We start from the raw sequence: 15,505 nt of genomic DNA, 5'->3' as shown, positions 1-15,505 counted from the left end.
CTGCGCGATCGATGTGCGATTCTAATGCGCGCATGCGGCTGGTGGACTAACGCCTTTCGCGCGCCACGCGGCACGCCGCGAGATCCCACGCGCCGCTGCCGACCGTTTTGAACAGCACGGGCGCGCCATCATGCTTCGCGCCGTGCGCCACCGCGGAGCCGATCGTGCGCACGTCCGCCCAGTCGATGCCGGCTTGCAGCAGGTCGCCGGCTTCTTCGCGCGCGGCTGCCAGATCGTCCACGAACACGCGGCTCGCGCGCACCGTCTCCCGCGCGATTTCGGCGGCGTCCGGCGTGAAGGCGCCAACGCCGATCACGAGCCGGTCCCGGCGCGCCGCGGCGTCGTAGACGGGCGTCTTGCTCGTGGTCGCGGCGATGACCACATCGACTTCCTCGGGCACCGCGCCGTGCGCGGGCGTCGCGCGCACGCCTGACTGCGCGAGGTGAGCGCGGAATGCCTCTGCGGACGCCTCGGTCCGGCCCATCACATAAAGCGTCGCCGCCGGATACAGCTGGCCGATTGCCTCGGCATGAAAACGCGCTTGCTGGCCCGTGCCGATCACCAGAAACGCACGCGGCGCGCCCGGGTGAAAGACGCGCACGCCCAGCATGGAGAGCGCCGCGGTGCGCCGCCCCGTCACGGTCGGGCCGTCGAGAATGAATTCGGGCTGCCCCGTCGCGCCGTTGCACACCGTCACCGCGCCAAAGATGGTCGGCATGCCGAGCGCCGTGTTGGCGGGGCACACGCTCACGAGCTTGTGGATGGCGATGTCGTCGGCGCTGGCGGGCATCGAGAGCATGACGCCGTTGCCCTTGAGCGGCACGCCCGTGCGCACGGGCGCGTGAATGCGGCCGGCGTCGTGGTCCTGCGCGGCCGTGGCGAGGGCGTCGAGCAGCACGCCGAAGTCGAGCAGGCGCGCCGTGGCGGCTGCGTCGTAGATCGCGATGGGCTCCATCGAATGTTCTCTCCTGATGAATGATGCGTGGGTGGGGCTGCGTGAGTTTCGTCCCCGGCCTCAAAAACGGTCGATGCGAAACGGTGCGAGATCGACGGCGGGCGTGTCGCGCGCCATCAATTGTGCGACGAGTTCGCCGGTAAGCGGCCCGAGCGTGAGGCCAAGATGCTGATGGCCGGTCGCGACGAAGGCATTGCGCGCGCCGGGCATCTCGCCAATCATCGGCAGATAGTCGGGCAGCGTCGGGCGTTCGCCGTACCAGCGGCTCGCGACCTGCGGGGCTCGGTCGCCGGGAAACAGCGTCTGGAATTGCGTGGCGAGCAGATCGGCGCGGCGCCAGTCGGGTGCGCCGCGCGCGCCGAGTTCGACGGTGCCGGCAAGCCGGATGCCTTGCGCCATCGGATTGCACGTGAAGCCGCGCTCGACGAAGCTCACGGGCACGCGCAGCGTGTCTTGCGAGGGAGCGGCGAGTTGTACGTGATAGCCGCGCTCATTGGTCAGCGGAATGTTTGCGCCGAGTTGCTCCGCGAGACCGGCGCTACGTGAGCCGGCCGCGATCAGCACCTTCGCGGCTGGCTGCGTCTGCCCGTTCAGCGTGACGCCGATGCGGCCATCGGGCAGGGCGCGCAACGCGTCGACGCTGGCGCTCGTGAAGCTCGCGCCCGCTGCGAGCGCGGCCTCGAAAATACGCACGACGACCTGCTGCGGATTCGTGACCGAAGCCATGCCGGGAAAGTAACGCGCGTGGCTGATATGCGGCGTGAGCGACGGAAGATAGTCGCGCCGCACCTGCTCAGCCGAGAGCGTCTCGTAACGCACGCCGTGCCGGTCGAGCAGATCGAGTTGCGCGCGTTCCGTTGCGTGCGCAACGGGTTGTTCAAACACGTAGAGCGAGCCGATGTCGCGAAAGAGTTCGGCGGCAATATGCCGATCGAGCAGACGACGCCAGGCTTGCGCCGCGCCTGTCACGAGACTCGCGAGCGCGCGCGTATTGCGCCGAAAGCGCGGGCGCTGCGCCTGAGCGGCGAACTCCAGCATCCACGGCGCCATGCGCGGCAGGCTGCGTTTGTGCAGACGCAGCGGGCTGTCGCGGCGCAGCAGCATGCGGGACAGTCCGGCCATCGTCTCGGGGCTCGCCAGTGGCGCGACATGGTCGACCGCAATCAGCCCGGCATTGCCGAGCGAGCAGCCCGAGCCGGGCGGCGCGCAGTCGACGATCCGCACGCGCATGCCGCGCTGCGCCAGGTTGAGCGCGGCGCAGGCCCCGACGATGCCCGCACCAATGACGACGACGTCTTCCATGTCTGTCTCGTGACGAAGAAGTGATTTCGTCCGATGCTAACCCAACTATTTCCTATAGGAAACTTTTTTCTGATCGTGTAACTTGTGTGCTTGACCCGCAGATCACTCGCGGCCTTGCGCGGCGTTATAGGCGGTCGCCTGCTCGAGCAGCCACGCGCGGAACAGCTCCAGCGGCTTGCCGTGGCTGAGTTCGGTGGGGTAGACGAAGTAGTAGCCGCCATCGGCAATGGCAGGCGTCTCGAACGGAATGACAACGCCAAACCGCTCGCACTGGCCTTCCACGAAGAACTTCGGCACGAGCGCCACGCCGAGGCCGGCCGCGGCCGCTGCGATCAGCATCGTGTGCAGTTCGTAGCGCACGCCGTGCATCGTGGCGTTGTCTTCCACGCCGAGGTCGGAGAACCAGCGCGTCCATGCGTCGGGGCGCGTGGTGGAGTGCAGCAGCGGGTAGGCGAGCAGTTCGTGCGCCTTCTTGATGGGCCGGGCGAGCAGCGACGGCGAACAGACGGGCACCACTTCCTCGCCGAACAGAAAATCGGACGACGTGCCGGGCCAGGTGGGCTTGCCGTAGTGGATGGCGGCTTCGAAATGCGATTCCTCGAACGAAAACGTCTCGGTGCGCACCCCCATGTTCACGCGCACGTCGGGCGTGCGGTCGTAGAAGTCCTTGAGGCGCGGAATGAGCCATTCGGAGGCGAAGGTCGGCAGCACGGCGAGTTCCAAATAACCGCCGCCGCTGCCGTGCGCAATGATGGAGAGGGTGTCTCGATCCAGATTTTCGAGCGCACGCCGCACCTGGGTGCCATAGAGACGGCCGGCGCGCGTGAGCACGACCCGCTGCTTGGCGCGCACGAAGAGGTGCACGCCGAGATTCGATTCGAGCGTGGCGATCTGGCGCGACACTGCGCTTTCGGTCAGGAACAGCTCTTTGGCGGCGTGCGTGAAACTTTCGTGCCGCGCTGCGGCTTCGAACGCCGTGAGCGCGCCCATGTTCGGGATCTTGAACTTACGCATGTTGATTCCGGAAACTCATCAAGTGACAATTTAATCTCGCTTTACGCGGTGCGCAACCATTCGAATAATGCGTTTCACGTATAGCTGGCCGACGCCGATGGCCAGAGGCCCGTTTGATGACCGCCGTCAGGCGGTCGTTTCCTGTGAGATTGGTGATGCGCAATTCGAACGTAGAACGCTTGTTGTCCGCGCTGCTTGGCCGCGAGAAAACTGAAACCCTCTTTGCAACGCTCAACTTTCCTTCGATGCTCGAAGACTGGGAAAACGGCGCCGTCACGCGCGCCGAACTCGCCCAGGCGATGAACATGGCGCTCTTCGAAGACCTGCTGGATCGCTCGCCCAACGGCCGCACGTACACGAACGATACGGTGGCGCAGGGCGGCGCGGTGTACTTCGATCATGGCGCACTGCGCACGGTGCGCTGGGCGCACAACGGCGCGCTTCCGCCCGGCGAAGCGGCGTTCACACGCATTCTGCGCCCGCTCGGCTTTCGCCTGAACGGCCGCTATCCGCTCGACAAGCTCGGCATGACGGGACGCGCTTATGCCCACGAAGACGCGCCCGACGAGATCGCGCAGTTCTTCGTGAGCGAGTTGCACCCCGAGCGCTTTTCGGCGGCGTTCCAGCAAGCCGTGACGAACGTGGTGGGTGCGTCGAGAGATCCGCTCACGCCGCTGGCCATTGCACAACTCTCCGAGCTCGAACGCGACGGCTCGCTGCCGCTCGATGTGGCGCTGCAACTGCTGCCCGTGATCGTCGGGGCGTTCGCGCGACAGCACGAAGTGCCATCTATTTCGGACTACGAGACGTTGCTGCAGGAATCCGCGGAAATGGCGTGGATCGCAACGGAAGGCAACGCCTTCAATCACGCTACCGACCGCGTGGAAGACGTATTCCAGCTTTCGGACGACGAGAAGGCCAAGGGGCGTCCGATGAAACCCAACGTCGAGACCTCGCGCTCGGGCCGCGTGTTTCAGACTGCGTATCGCGCGGACACCGTGTCGCGCGAGTTCCGCGCTGCCGACGGCCAGCGCGTGACGCGCGAGGTGCCGGGCTCGTTCTACGAGTTCATCACGCGCAAGCGCACGTTCGATCAGGTCACGCGGCGCTGGCAGACCGATTTGCGCTTCGACGCGGGCAATGCCACCGGTATTTTCAAAATGACCGCGAACGCTGCGTAAAGTCAGCGTCTCAAACGCCCGGCGCGCCGTCTTGCGTGTCCGGGTGCGGCTCGTTGATGAGCCAGAGGACTTCCGCATCCTCTTCGCTCGTGGAGACGGCCGCATGACCCGTGCGGCTGTCGAAATAGAGGCTGTCGCCGGCTTCGAGGTGCGTCGGTGCGTAAAGCTCGGAGTATAGGCACACCGAGCCGCTCAATACGAAGAGAAACTCTTCGCCTTCATGCCGACCCCATTCCGTGAACTCGTCCAGCGAGTGCGCCGTCACGCGAATATGGAAAGGGTGCATCGCCTTGTGCGCGAGTTCCGTTGCCAACAACTCCATTTGATAGCAGCCCGCCGAATGCTGCTGCCCACCGCCCTTGCGGGTGAGCGCGCGGCGTCCACTCGCGCGCGGCCTGGGCGCAGAGCCGAACAGTTCGCCGAGATCGATCTTCAGGCCGTGAACGATCTTCTGCAGCACGTCGAATGTCGGCGACATGACGCCGTTTTCCACCTTCGAGAGCGTGGAGCGCGAGACGCCGCAGACCCGGCTGGCGGCCTCGAGCGTGTAATCGTGCTTCAGCCGGGCCGCCTTGACGCGCTTGCCCAACTCCGCCGAAGCATGCTCGGCGGGCTTGATGGACGGGGTTTCCATTCGGGAACTCGGGGTGTTCGCTGATTGTTCGTATCGTACTCTATGTTTCCGATCATAACATTTGCGTACTGTGTAGCGTTTGCTGTGTCATGCCGCGTATCGATAGCATGACTAAGTAAACAGGCCACATAGAAGTTGATGATTTTTGACGCAAACCCAGACCACGCAAGGCAAGGCGTCCACACGATCTGCCCTTGCAGCGCGTCCACGCACAAGCAGGCATGTCGGCGCTATCGGGTATCTCCCAATGCCTGCAAGGCCGCGTCGTACATTGCTGTATTCCCCATGTGTGCGGGCTTGATGAGAAAAGCGCATTACGTGGTGATTAGATTTCGTTTGATGCATGCGAAACCGCTGCCGACAATCCGCTTACGTCCTGCCGCCCTGCATCGGGTGGCGCGGGACGAATCCTTTGCGCCGACGGTCCGTGCGACCATTCGGGCGCATCACGTGCCGGCTCCAGATACCGAAGGAATATCGCATGCATCCTCGTTTCCTCGCTTCTCGTCGTAGCTGCGCGATCGCAGCGTCGTTGATGTTGGTTGCCGGCGCGGTGAGCGCGCAGGAAATGGTCGTGAAAATCGGCGTGGCCAGCCCGCTCACGGGCGGCGGCGCAGCGTATGGCAAGGACATCGAGAACGGCGTGCGTCTCGCCGTGGACGAAGCCAACGCCGCGCATCCCACCATTGGCGGCAAGCCAGTCAAGTTCGTGATCGACTCGCAGGATGACCAGAGCGATCCGCGCATCGGCGTGCAGGTCGCCCAGCAACTCGTGGACGACAACGTGGCCGTTGTGATCGGCCACTTCAATTCGGGCACGACGCTGCCGGCCTCGAAGATCTACGCGAAGGCGGGCATTCCGATGATTACGCCGGCGGCGACCAATCCGGCCATCACGCAGGGCGGCTTCCCGACCATCTACCGCGTGATCGCAACCGACTCGCAAAACGCCGGCAACGCGGGCAACTATGCGGCGACGGTGACGAAGGCGAAGCGCATTGCGATCATCGACGACCGTACGGCCTTCGGCCAGGGCGAAGCCGACGAGTTCGAGAAGGCCGTGAAGGCGGCCGGCGGCACGATCGTCGCGCGCGAGTTCACGAACGACAAGGCCGTGGATTTCAGCGCCCAGCTCACGAGCATCAAGCGGACGAGTCCGGATCTCGTGTTTTTCGGCGGCCTTGACGCGCAGGCTGCCATGATCGTCAAGCGCATGCGCCAGCTTGGCCTGAAGGCGCAATTCCTCGCGGGCGGCGGTGTCATGGACGCGAACTTCATCAAGCTCGCCGGCGATTCCGCCGATGGCGCTTCGGTATGGGAATACGGCCAGCCGCTCGGCACGCTGCCCAAAGGCAAAGGCTTCGAGGCAAAGTTCAAGCAGAAGTACGGCATCGATATGCTCGCCTACGCGCCGTTCGCGTATGACGCGGCGTGGGTCGCCATCTCCGCGATGGAGAAGGCGGGCTCGGCGACGCCGGCGCAGTTCAACGCCGCGCTGAAGGCCACGAACTACGACGGCATTACGGGCAAGATCGCCTTCAATGCGCAGGGCGACCTGAAGAGCCCGAGTTCGACGCTGTATCAGGTCAAGAACGTGGCGTGGGTGCCGGTCACGACGCGGACCACGGACTGACCTCGAAAGCCGTTGCAAGCCTGAAGGGCGCCGCTTCTGTCGGCGCCCAATGCATTGTTTCCAATAGGAAATAGATCGTGCGCGCGCCGGGCGGCCGCGTGCCATTTTCATGGCGGAAAGCCGTGTGGATGCGATGCACGCGGCATGACGAAAATCCCGCGGATTTTCGAGTTGTCGCCAGAAAAATGCGCGTGTATAGTTTCCTAAAGTAGCAATGTTTCGTATCGGAAATTTTAAGGGATTCTACCTATGAAAGCCTCCACCATCCTCTCGGATCTCGGTATTTCCCAGCTCGCGGAAGCGGGCGACATCGCCGTGCATTCGCCGATCAACGGCGAATTGATCGGCCGCGTCGCGAGCCAGTCGGCGGCGGACGTCGACGCCGTGCTCGCGAAGGCGCAGGAGGCGTTCAAGACCTGGCGCAACGTGCCCGCGCCGCGCCGCGGCGAACTCGTGCGCCTGCTCGGCAACAAGCTGCGCGAACAGAAGCGCGCGCTCGGCAGCCTCGTGTCGCTGGAAACCGGCAAGATTTTCCAGGAGGGCTTGGGCGAAGTGCAGGAAATGATCGACATCTGCGACTTCGCGGTCGGCCTCTCGCGTCAGCTTTACGGTCTGACCATTGCTTCGGAGCGTCCAGGCCACCGCATGGCGGAGACGTGGCATCCGATGGGTGTGTGCACCGTGATTTCCGCGTTCAATTTCCCGGTTGCCGTCTGGTCGTGGAACGCCGCGCTCGCGCTCGTGTGCGGTAACGCCGTTGTGTGGAAGCCCTCGGAAAAAACGCCGCTCACGGCGGTTGCCGTCAACAAGATCATGCAGGACGTGTTGAAGGAGTTCGGCGATGCGCCCGAAGGCCTTACGAGCCTCGTCGTCGGCGGCCGCGAAGTGGGCGCGAAGCTCGTCGCCGATCCGCGTTCGAACATCGTGAGCGCAACGGGCAGCACCGAAATGGGCCGCACCGTGGGCGTGGAAGTCGCGCGCCGCTTCGGCCGCTCGCTGCTCGAACTCGGTGGCAACAACGCAGGCATCGTTTCGGCTACCGCCGATCTGGAACTCGCGCTGCGTGGCATTCTGTTCTCGGCAGTCGGCACAGCGGGTCAGCGCTGCACGTCGCTGCGCCGCCTCTTCGTGCACGAGAGCGTGTACGACAAGGCGGTCGAGCGCCTGAAGACGCTGTACGGCAAGGTCGCGATCGGCAATCCGCTGGAACAGGGCACGCTGATGGGCCCGCTCATCGACGAGCAGTCGTTCGCGCGTATGCAGTCGGCGCTCGAGCAGGCCAAGCGCGAAGGCGGCAAGGTGTTCGGCGGCGAGCGCCACACGGTGGCGGGCAACGAAAAGGGCTTCTACGTGCGCCCGGCGATCGTCGAGATGCCGTCGCAAACCGAAGTTGTCCTGAAGGAAACCTTCGCGCCGATTCTTTACGTGCTCAAGTACAGCGACTTCGGCGACGCCATCGAGGCGAACAACGCCGCCCACCATGGCCTCTCGTCGTGCGTGTTCACGACGGACCTGCGTGAGAGCGAGCGCTTCACGTCGGCCAGCGGCAGCGATTGCGGCATTGCGAACGTGAACATCGGACCGAGCGGCGCGGAGATCGGTGGCGCGTTCGGCGGTGAAAAGGAAACGGGCGGCGGCCGCGAGTCGGGCTCCGACGCGTGGAAGGCCTATATGCGCCGCGCGACCAATACGGTCAACTATTCGTCGTCGCTGCCGCTCGCACAGGGCATCGATTTCAACGTCGAATAAGCGCATTTCGCGTACATGACGGACGTGGCCGGGGGCATCGCGCACCCGGTCGATCGATTCGCGCAAACCCAATCAATGCGCGCCGCAGTTATCCGCAATCTGGAGCCAGTCGTGAGTTCTCAAGTCGTTATCGTTGGCGGCGGGGTAATCGGTAGTTCTATTGCTTACTTTCTGCGCGCGGCCGACCCAACGGTATCCGTGACCGTGTTCGAGCGCGACCCGAGTTATGCGCGCTCGTCGTCGGCGCTTTCGGCCGCGTCGATCCGGCAGCAGTTTTCCACGCCGTTGTCGATCCAGATGTCGCTGTTCGGCATCGAGTTTTTGCGCAGCATTGGCGAGCGGCTCGAAGTGAATGGCAGCCGTCCGTCGATCGATCTGCACGAGGGCGGTTATCTTTTCCTCGCCACGCAAGCGGGCGACGCGACGCTGCGCGAGAATCACGCGCTGCAAACGAGCCTCGGCGCGGACATCGAACTCATGGCGCGCGACGCGTTGCAAGCGAAGTTTCCGTGGCTCAACGTCGAGGATCTCGAAAGCGGCGCGTATGGCCGCAGCGGCGAGGGCTGGTTCGACGGCTACGGGCTCGTGCAGGCGCTGCGCAAGAAGGCACAGTCGCTCGGTGCGCGCTATGTCGCGGCCGATGTGGCGGGCGTCGTGCGCAGTGGCCGCAAGGTCACGCACGTGATCGCGAGCGACGGCGAACGCCATGCGTGCGACACGCTCGTGAACGCGGCTGGCGCGTGGGCGCGCAAGCTCGCGGAAATGATGGACATCGACATTCCGGTTTATGCGCGCCGACGCAGCATTTTCAATGTGTCATCGCCGGCGCGACTCACTGCCTGCCCGTTGCTGATCGATCCGTCGGGCGTGTATTTCCGCCCGGAGGGCAATACGTATATCACCGGAACGTCGCCGAGCGCGGAGAACGATCCCAACGATCTGCCACTCGACGAAGTCGATCACGCCATCTTCGACGACGTGATCTGGCCCACGCTTGCGCATCGCGTGCCGGGGTTCGAGGCGCTGCGCGTGGAGAACTGCTGGTCAGGCTACTACGAGTACAACGTGCTCGACCAGAACGCCATCATCGGTTATCACCCGGCCATCGACAATTGCGTGTTCGCCAATGGGTTTAGCGGGCACGGTTTGCAGCAGGGGCCGGCAACCGGGCGCGGCGTGAGCGAGTTGATTCTGCATGGCAGATACACCACGCTCGATCTTTCTTCGCTCGACTGGTCGCGTGTGCTGGAAAACCGGCCGATCGTCGAAAAGAATGTCGTGTGACGGCGCGCCGTCAGGTTGCGCAAACGAAGCCCGTGATTTCACGGGCTTTTTTATTGCGCGAATGCTTGATGAGCAAACCGCATGACGTCGTGATTAGATTTCGTTTGATACGCCCGTGAGGGCTGACCACAATCGAAGCTTGTCCGTTGCCGCGCCTAACCGCCATCGACCCATCTACGCCATGTACGATTTCACCGCTCCCTTTCGGCATCCCGCCGGTTCGCCCATTCGCGAGCTTTTCAAGTACCTGGGAGAGCCAGGCATGATTTCCTTCGCTGGCGGTTATCCGGCCAGCGACCTGTTCGATGCCGATGGACTGCAGGCGGCAGCGGCACAGGCTTGGCAGGCTTCCACGCGCTGCCTTCAATATGGCCCGACCGACGGCTTGCCCGAGTTGAAGACGCAACTGCTCGCGCTGATGGCGCGCCGTGGCGTGACCTGCGCGCCTGAGGAAATGCTCGTGACGACCGGCTCGCAGCAAGGCCTCGACCTCCTGTTGCGTGTGCTGCTCGCTCCGGGCGACACGGCCTTGACGGAGCAGCCCGCCTATCCGGCCACGCTGCAGGCGCTAAGGCTCCAGCAGGCGCATGTCGTGACGGTGCCCGTAGACGGCGACGGTATCGACGTGGACAGACTCGCGGCGCGGCTCGCATCGGGCGCGATTGTCCGGCCCAAGCTGCTGTACACGGTGCCGACCTTCGCGAATCCCACCGGCGCCACGCTCACGCGCGAGCGGCGCCTTGCGCTCTTGCGTCTTGCCGTTCAATACCGCTTCGTGATCGTCGAGGACGATCCGTACGGCGATCTGCGCTTCGCCGGCGACGCGGTGCCGTCGATGCTGGCGCTGGCAAGCGAAGTGCAGGGCGCGCGCGATTGGATCGTGCACTTTTCGAGTCTCTCGAAAGTCGTCGCGCCTGGCTTGCGCGTAGGCTGGACCATCGCGCCCGCCGAAATCACGCGGCGCTGCGTGATTGCCAAGCAGACCGTCGACCTGTGCAGCACGCCGTGGACCCAGGCGATCGCCGCGCACTATCTGGAGGCGGGTTCGCTCGAACGGCACCTTCCGCACATCACGCAGGCGTATCAGCGCAAATGCGAAGCGCTTTGCGATGGTTTGCGCGCGCAATTCGGTGAAGAAATCGCGTTTCATCAACCCGAAGGCGGTATGTTCGTGTGGGCGCGCATTCCCGGCGTGGCGATCGATGCGCTTTTGCCGAACGCGATTGCGAGCAAGGTGATTTTTGTTCCGGGCAAGGCTTTCTTCGCTGACGATCCGGATACCGCGTCGCTGCGCCTTTCGTTCGCCGCGCCGAACATGGATGAGATCCGCGAAGGTGTGGCGCGCCTGAAGCGGGGCACGCACGCAACGCGAACAGCGAGCGTGGCGTCGGCGCCTGTTTGAAGCGCGCGCAATTCAAACGCCGCGCGTTCCCTGTTGTGCAACCGACCGCGCAAGTTCGACGAAGCGCTCGACACATGTCGATGCGAACGGCTCGATCCACGAGACAGTCTGGTCGAGCGCCGGCGCGCCGCTCAACGGCACATAGGCCACGCCTGAGCGTTGCAGCGCCATCGTGAAGGCCGGCACGATGGCGACACCGCGCTCGGCTGCGACGAGCGATACCAGCGTCGCGGTCTGCGAAGCGGTGGGCCCGATGCGCGGCTCCACATCTGCTTGCGTGCACAACGAATCGAGCGCCGCAGTCAGCGCCGACCCATATCCCGGCGGAAAAACCAGAAACGTCTCGTCGCGAAGCTCGGCGAAGTCGAGCGACTTCTTGTGCGCATGCACGCTGCCGCTCGGCACGGCGGCGACGAGCGGCTCGCGCGCGATCACGAGTGAACACAAGCCGTCTTCTTGCGCGTTTGCTGCCGACCAGCCGAAGCCGATATCGAGTGCGCCCTCAACGATCTGCCGATGCTGACTCGCAGTTGCGGCCTCGCGAAACGTCAACTCGACCTCGGGCAGCGCGCGGCCTGCATTGCGCACGATTTCCGCGAACGCATCGGACATCGGAATCGAACTGGTGTAGCCGATCGCGATGCGGCCCGTCACGCCCTGTGCGAGCTTGCGCGCGGTGGCCTGCGCTTCGGCAGCGGCGTGAAGCACGCTGCGCGCTCGCTCGAGGAACAAGACGCCTTCGGGTGTGAGTTTGACCGCGCGTGTCGAACGCTCGAAAAGGCGAATGCCGAGTTCGGCTTCGAGCGCCGCGATATGGCGCGTCAGCGGCGGCTGCGCGATGTTCAGGCGCACGGCGGCGTGCCCGAAGTGCAGTTCTTCGGCGACGGTGACGAAATAGCGGAGGCGGCGCAGGTCGAGCATTCTTGTTCTGGCGGTATCAATGGCGATGAAAACGGTATTGGCGCACGCGTTGGCCGGTCCTCAGACTGTCGGTTGGACCAGACAGGGCGTCAAGCGTGAAAGACAATTCCATTCGAGCCGCGTTCTTCCTGTGCGGCTTCGCGGCCTTCATCAATCTCTACGCCACGCAAGGCATTCTGCGCGAACTCGCCATCGCGTTCGATGTAAGCGCGGAACGCGCCGGGCAGGGCGTGAGCGCGACCACACTGGCCGTCGCCATTATCGCGCCGTTCGTCGGCACCCTGGCGGCGCGTTTCGACAGGCGCAACGTGATTGTTGCCGCCGCGCTCGCGTCGGCGCTCCCCGTGGTCTGGTCCGCGCATGCGGCAGTTTTTGCGTCGTTCCTTGCAGCCCGCTTCGCCGCCGGCGTGCTGATGCCATTCATTTTCGCCATGTCGATTTCGTACATCGGCGAACGCTATCACCGCGAGCGCGCTACCGAATTGAGCGCGATCTTCGTGGCCGGCACCACGCTGGGCGGCTTCGCGGGGCGTTTCGTCACGAACCTGTTCACGTCGATGCTCGGCTGGCGTCACGCGCTCGACATCGTAGCGCTGCTTGGCTTCGCGACGGGTCTAGCGATTTACGCGAGCCTGCCCGCATCTGGGGCCGCCGTGCGCGCGGATGACGGTTACGCGACGAAAACGCAATGGAAGCTCGTGATGCGCGCACCGGTCCTCGCCTCATTCGCCGTGGGCGCATGTGTGCTGGCCTCGCAGGTCGCGACGTTCACCTTCGTCGGTCTGCGGCTCACACGCGCGCCGTTCAACTTTTCGACGGCGGGCATCGGAGCGATTTACGCCGTGTTCCTCGTGGCAGTGGTCGTCACGCCCATCTCGGGCCGTATGGCCAGGCACCGGGGGCCACGCGACCTCGCGCTCGCGGCGGTCGGCCTCGCCATTGCGGGCAGCCTGCTGACGCTCTCCGGCAGCGTTGGCGCGATTCTCGCCGGGCTCGCACTCGGTTCGACGGCGGTATTCGTCGAGCAGGCTTGCGCCAACGCGTTCATTTCCGACGCCGCCGCCGGGGCCCGGACTACGGCGATCGGTATCTATCTCTCCTGCTATTACTTTGGCGGCAGCCTCGGCTCCGTGTTGCCCATTCCAGCATGGCATCGCTGGGGCTGGGCCGGGTGTGTGGCGTTCGTCGTTGCCGCGCAGGCGCTGGTCGGGCTGCTCGTGTTCGCGTATTGGGGGGCGGAGCGTGCCGCCAGTCGCAGCGATGCGCGCGGAGCGCCAGGACAACCGTCATGACGGAATCGAATGCCATTGTTTGATTCACGGCTTCGAAGCGGCCTATACACTGTCGACTCCACCTTGTGCTTCGGAGAGGAGTAACCGTGGAATTGACCGACTTCGACACACTCACTTTCGACTGCTACGGCACCCTGATCGACTGGGAAAGCGGTATTTTCGAGGGCCTCAAGCCGCTGCTCGAGCGGGCCAGGACGCCGCTCACAAGGGACCAGGTTCTGGAAGCCCACGCGCGTCACGAGTCCTCGCAGCAGCGATACACGCCAGCCAGGCGATATCAGGAACTGCTGCCCATCGTCTACAAGCGCTTGGCCGAGGAGTGGGGACTCCCGTTCACGCACGAGGAGTGCGTGGAATACGGGCGGTCGGTGCGGAACTGGCCGGTATTTGAGGACACCGTAGCGGCGCTGCAGTACCTGAAGCGGCACTATAAGCTGGTGATTCTCTCCAACGTCGACAATGAGACGTTCACGCACAGCAAGGCAAAGTTGCAGGTTGAGTTCGACGCTATTTTCACGGCGGAAGACGTCGGCTCGTATAAACCCTCGTTGAGAAACTTCGAGTACATGCTCGAGAAACTCGGTGACCGTGGCATCGAGAAGGCGAAAATCCTTCACACTGCAGAAAGTCTCTTTCACGACCACCAGCCAGCCAATGAGTGCGGGTTGGCGTCGTGCTGGATCTTCCGCCGGCATGCGAAGCCGGGCTTTGGCGCGACAATGAATCCCGGCTCGCAGCCGAACGTCGATTTCCGCTTCAATAGCATGGCCGATTTTGTGAAGGCGCATCAGGTAGCGCTGGCGCAAAAGTAAGCCGGCAATTGCTCATTCCAATTCGCTATGACCGCAATGATCCCCCCCGACCAGGAATTGCTGAAAGCACGCCTTGCGCAGGCTCGCCGGTTATTGGCGCTTGCGCAATCGGGTTCGCACTACGCGACCAGCGCCTTCGACAAGGAAAGGTATGCTGAAATCGCAGGCATCGCGCATCAGCAACTCGCGGAAATGGCATCCATGCAAGCAGGCGATGTCGCCGCGCTCTTTGCTCCCGAGACGGGATACGCAAATCCTAAACTCGACGTGAGATGCGCCGTCTTCAATCAGGCTGGCCAGATCCTGCTCGTGCAAGAAGCCGTGGATGGTTTGTGGTCTTTGCCCGGCGGCTGGGCCGACGTAGGTGTCTCACCGGCTGAAAACGCGGCAAAAGAGGTTCGCGAAGAAAGCGGGTACACGGTGAACGTCGTTCGGCTGCTGGCAGTGTGGGATATGCTCAAGCACGGACATCCGCCTTCTGTGTTTCACATCTGGAAGCTGGTTTTCCTTGGGGAGATCGTTCGAGCGGGCGAGATATCCGGAGCCGAAACCGACGCCGCCCGGTTCTTCGATGTCGATGACCTTCCGGCCTTGTCGTCAGGCCGAATTCTGCCGGAACAAATTCGACGACTGGATGAACTGCGCAATCATAGTGCCGTCGAGTTCGATTGAAGTTCGATTGAGGTTATTCAGGCAGCGCCGGTTTGCTCTGTTCTTACAGTTGCCAGACGGCTGCCCGCAAACGGGTCCTGCCGCCAATCCACATGGGGGGGCTTGGCTGGCTGCTGCTCGGCCATCTCGCGGACTGCAAAATGCTCGAGCGACTGTCCCGCGCTTGTCGCCTGCACCACCCACCGAGGGGCGTCGCCTTTGCCGTCCCACGTGTGGCCCGCCGCATCCCGGTAACGGGCGGCTCGCAATTGCGCGGCATCCGCAGCAATTGAGGCAGCAATATCGTCCGGTTCAATTCCATATTCGGCCATCCGACGCCGCAGATAGGCCACGATGCTTTCGCGTTTTCTTTCGTCCATTTCTAGTTGAGATTCGCTCTGAGTGCAACTCTTGAGCAGAATATAGCGCAAGTCGCGTGCCGCCACGATATCACAGCTTGGATGGGTGTCCGTGGCGGCTGTAGCGAAAGGCCTGGTCGGGCATCAGGTATTCAGTTTCTGGGAGCGGGCGGCTTCATGTTGTGCTGCCCGTTCCGCCGCATTTTTTTTCGCAACGTGATGTCCCACGATACAGCCGCCAACGGCGCCAACTGCCGCGGCAAGCATCCTGACTCGATTATTGACGTTCATGATAATCACTCGTGGGAGATTTTAG

General features: G+C 63.6%; 15 protein-coding genes. 8 read left to right on the top strand and 7 right to left on the bottom strand.

Annotation, left to right across the window (positions count from 1 at the left end):
- Positions 1 to 46: 46 nt before the first annotated feature.
- From lhpI to L0U83_RS20110, 3 genes are all read right to left on the bottom strand, one after another.
- Positions 47 to 955, bottom strand: a complete 909-nt coding sequence (lhpI, locus tag L0U83_RS20120; RefSeq protein WP_233885722.1) for a bifunctional Delta(1)-pyrroline-2-carboxylate/Delta(1)-piperideine-2-carboxylate reductase — start codon at positions 953 to 955, stop codon at positions 47 to 49.
- 60 nt (positions 956 to 1,015) lie between these two features.
- Positions 1,016 to 2,257 (bottom strand): NAD(P)/FAD-dependent oxidoreductase, encoded by a 1,242-nt coding sequence (locus L0U83_RS20115; RefSeq protein ID WP_233885721.1) that lies wholly within the window; start codon positions 2,255 to 2,257, stop codon positions 1,016 to 1,018.
- 102 nt (positions 2,258 to 2,359) lie between these two features.
- Positions 2,360 to 3,271, bottom strand: a complete 912-nt coding sequence (locus L0U83_RS20110; RefSeq protein ID WP_233885720.1) for a LysR family transcriptional regulator — start codon at positions 3,269 to 3,271, stop codon at positions 2,360 to 2,362.
- Between the two features lie 155 nt (positions 3,272 to 3,426).
- Between L0U83_RS20110 and L0U83_RS20105 the strand changes: the two genes are divergently transcribed.
- Positions 3,427 to 4,452, top strand: a complete 1,026-nt coding sequence (locus L0U83_RS20105; protein WP_233885718.1) for a DUF1338 domain-containing protein — start codon at positions 3,427 to 3,429, stop codon at positions 4,450 to 4,452.
- A 10-nt stretch (positions 4,453 to 4,462) separates the two neighbouring features.
- Here the strand turns inward: L0U83_RS20105 and L0U83_RS20100 are convergent, their stop codons facing one another.
- Positions 4,463 to 5,086, bottom strand: coding sequence for a helix-turn-helix domain-containing protein (locus tag L0U83_RS20100; RefSeq protein ID WP_233885716.1), 624 nt, complete (start codon positions 5,084 to 5,086; stop codon positions 4,463 to 4,465).
- 535 nt (positions 5,087 to 5,621) lie between these two features.
- On the opposite strand from L0U83_RS20100, the gene L0U83_RS20095 reads away from it, so the two are divergent.
- The 4 genes from L0U83_RS20095 (at position 5,622) to L0U83_RS20080 (ending at position 11,154) form a co-directional block, all read left to right on the top strand.
- The gene (locus L0U83_RS20095) at positions 5,622 to 6,719 is read left to right on the top strand and encodes a branched-chain amino acid ABC transporter substrate-binding protein (RefSeq protein ID WP_233886580.1); all 1,098 of its coding nucleotides are present in this window, start codon (positions 5,622 to 5,624) and stop codon (positions 6,717 to 6,719) included.
- 249 nt (positions 6,720 to 6,968) lie between these two features.
- Entirely contained in the window at positions 6,969 to 8,468 is a 1,500-nt protein-coding gene (gene amaB / locus L0U83_RS20090; protein ID WP_233885714.1) for an L-piperidine-6-carboxylate dehydrogenase, read from the top strand.
- Positions 8,469 to 8,579: 111 nt separating this feature from the next.
- Positions 8,580 to 9,752: an NAD(P)/FAD-dependent oxidoreductase gene (locus tag L0U83_RS20085; RefSeq protein ID WP_233885712.1), complete on the top strand. Its 1,173-nt coding sequence runs from the start codon at positions 8,580 to 8,582 to the stop codon at positions 9,750 to 9,752.
- A 181-nt stretch (positions 9,753 to 9,933) separates the two neighbouring features.
- Positions 9,934 to 11,154, top strand: a complete 1,221-nt coding sequence (locus tag L0U83_RS20080; protein WP_233885710.1) for an aminotransferase-like domain-containing protein — start codon at positions 9,934 to 9,936, stop codon at positions 11,152 to 11,154.
- A 12-nt stretch (positions 11,155 to 11,166) separates the two neighbouring features.
- Here L0U83_RS20080 and L0U83_RS20075 read toward each other — a convergent pair whose 3' ends face one another.
- Positions 11,167 to 12,075: a LysR substrate-binding domain-containing protein gene (locus tag L0U83_RS20075; RefSeq protein ID WP_233885709.1), complete on the bottom strand. Its 909-nt coding sequence runs from the start codon at positions 12,073 to 12,075 to the stop codon at positions 11,167 to 11,169.
- A 95-nt stretch (positions 12,076 to 12,170) separates the two neighbouring features.
- On the opposite strand from L0U83_RS20075, the gene L0U83_RS20070 reads away from it, so the two are divergent.
- From L0U83_RS20070 to L0U83_RS20060, 3 genes are all read left to right on the top strand, one after another.
- Positions 12,171 to 13,367, top strand: a complete 1,197-nt coding sequence (locus L0U83_RS20070; protein ID WP_233885708.1) for an MFS transporter — start codon at positions 12,171 to 12,173, stop codon at positions 13,365 to 13,367.
- An 86-nt stretch (positions 13,368 to 13,453) separates the two neighbouring features.
- Positions 13,454 to 14,179: a haloacid dehalogenase type II gene (locus L0U83_RS20065; protein WP_233885706.1), complete on the top strand. Its 726-nt coding sequence runs from the start codon at positions 13,454 to 13,456 to the stop codon at positions 14,177 to 14,179.
- A 27-nt stretch (positions 14,180 to 14,206) separates the two neighbouring features.
- A complete protein-coding gene (locus tag L0U83_RS20060) occupies positions 14,207 to 14,851 on the top strand; it encodes an NUDIX hydrolase (protein WP_233885704.1) in 645 nt (214 codons plus the stop codon).
- 17 nt (positions 14,852 to 14,868) lie between these two features.
- On the opposite strand, the gene L0U83_RS20055 is transcribed toward L0U83_RS20060, so the two are convergent.
- Together L0U83_RS20055 and L0U83_RS20050 are read right to left on the bottom strand one after the other, a co-directional pair.
- Entirely contained in the window at positions 14,869 to 15,210 is a 342-nt protein-coding gene (locus L0U83_RS20055) for an H-NS family nucleoid-associated regulatory protein (RefSeq protein WP_233886579.1), read from the bottom strand.
- Positions 15,211 to 15,333: 123 nt separating this feature from the next.
- Positions 15,334 to 15,480, bottom strand: coding sequence for a hypothetical protein (locus L0U83_RS20050; RefSeq protein ID WP_233886621.1), 147 nt, complete (start codon positions 15,478 to 15,480; stop codon positions 15,334 to 15,336).
- Positions 15,481 to 15,505: the final 25 nt, after the last annotated feature.

It is taken from the genome of Paraburkholderia flagellata (assembly GCF_021390645.1).
Lineage (GTDB): Bacteria > Pseudomonadota > Gammaproteobacteria > Burkholderiales > Burkholderiaceae > Paraburkholderia > Paraburkholderia flagellata.
The sequence above is the reverse complement of the archived record's forward strand: the minus strand, read 5'-3'. Positions and strand labels throughout refer to the sequence as shown.

Bases quoted from the DNA above. Each gene is read 5' to 3' on its own strand.
- L0U83_RS20075 (WP_233885709.1), bottom strand. From the start codon at position 12,075: ATGCTCGACCTGCGCCGCCTCCGCTATTTCGTCACCGTCGCCGAAGAA.
- L0U83_RS20055 (WP_233886579.1), bottom strand. From the start codon at position 15,210: ATGGACGAAAGAAAACGCGAAAGCATCGTGGCCTATCTGCGGCGTCGG.
- L0U83_RS20080 (WP_233885710.1), top strand. From the start codon at position 9,934: ATGTACGATTTCACCGCTCCCTTTCGGCATCCCGCCGGTTCGCCCATT.
- L0U83_RS20115 (WP_233885721.1), bottom strand. From the start codon at position 2,257: ATGGAAGACGTCGTCGTCATTGGTGCGGGCATCGTCGGGGCCTGCGCC.
- L0U83_RS20060 (WP_233885704.1), top strand. From the start codon at position 14,207: ATGACCGCAATGATCCCCCCCGACCAGGAATTGCTGAAAGCACGCCTT.
- L0U83_RS20105 (WP_233885718.1), top strand. From the start codon at position 3,427: ATGCGCAATTCGAACGTAGAACGCTTGTTGTCCGCGCTGCTTGGCCGC.
- L0U83_RS20095 (WP_233886580.1), top strand. From the start codon at position 5,622: ATGTTGGTTGCCGGCGCGGTGAGCGCGCAGGAAATGGTCGTGAAAATC.
- lhpI (WP_233885722.1), bottom strand. From the start codon at position 955: ATGGAGCCCATCGCGATCTACGACGCAGCCGCCACGGCGCGCCTGCTC.
- amaB (WP_233885714.1), top strand. From the start codon at position 6,969: ATGAAAGCCTCCACCATCCTCTCGGATCTCGGTATTTCCCAGCTCGCG.
- L0U83_RS20050 (WP_233886621.1), bottom strand. From the start codon at position 15,480: ATGAACGTCAATAATCGAGTCAGGATGCTTGCCGCGGCAGTTGGCGCC.
- L0U83_RS20100 (WP_233885716.1), bottom strand. From the start codon at position 5,086: ATGGAAACCCCGTCCATCAAGCCCGCCGAGCATGCTTCGGCGGAGTTG.
- L0U83_RS20110 (WP_233885720.1), bottom strand. From the start codon at position 3,271: ATGCGTAAGTTCAAGATCCCGAACATGGGCGCGCTCACGGCGTTCGAA.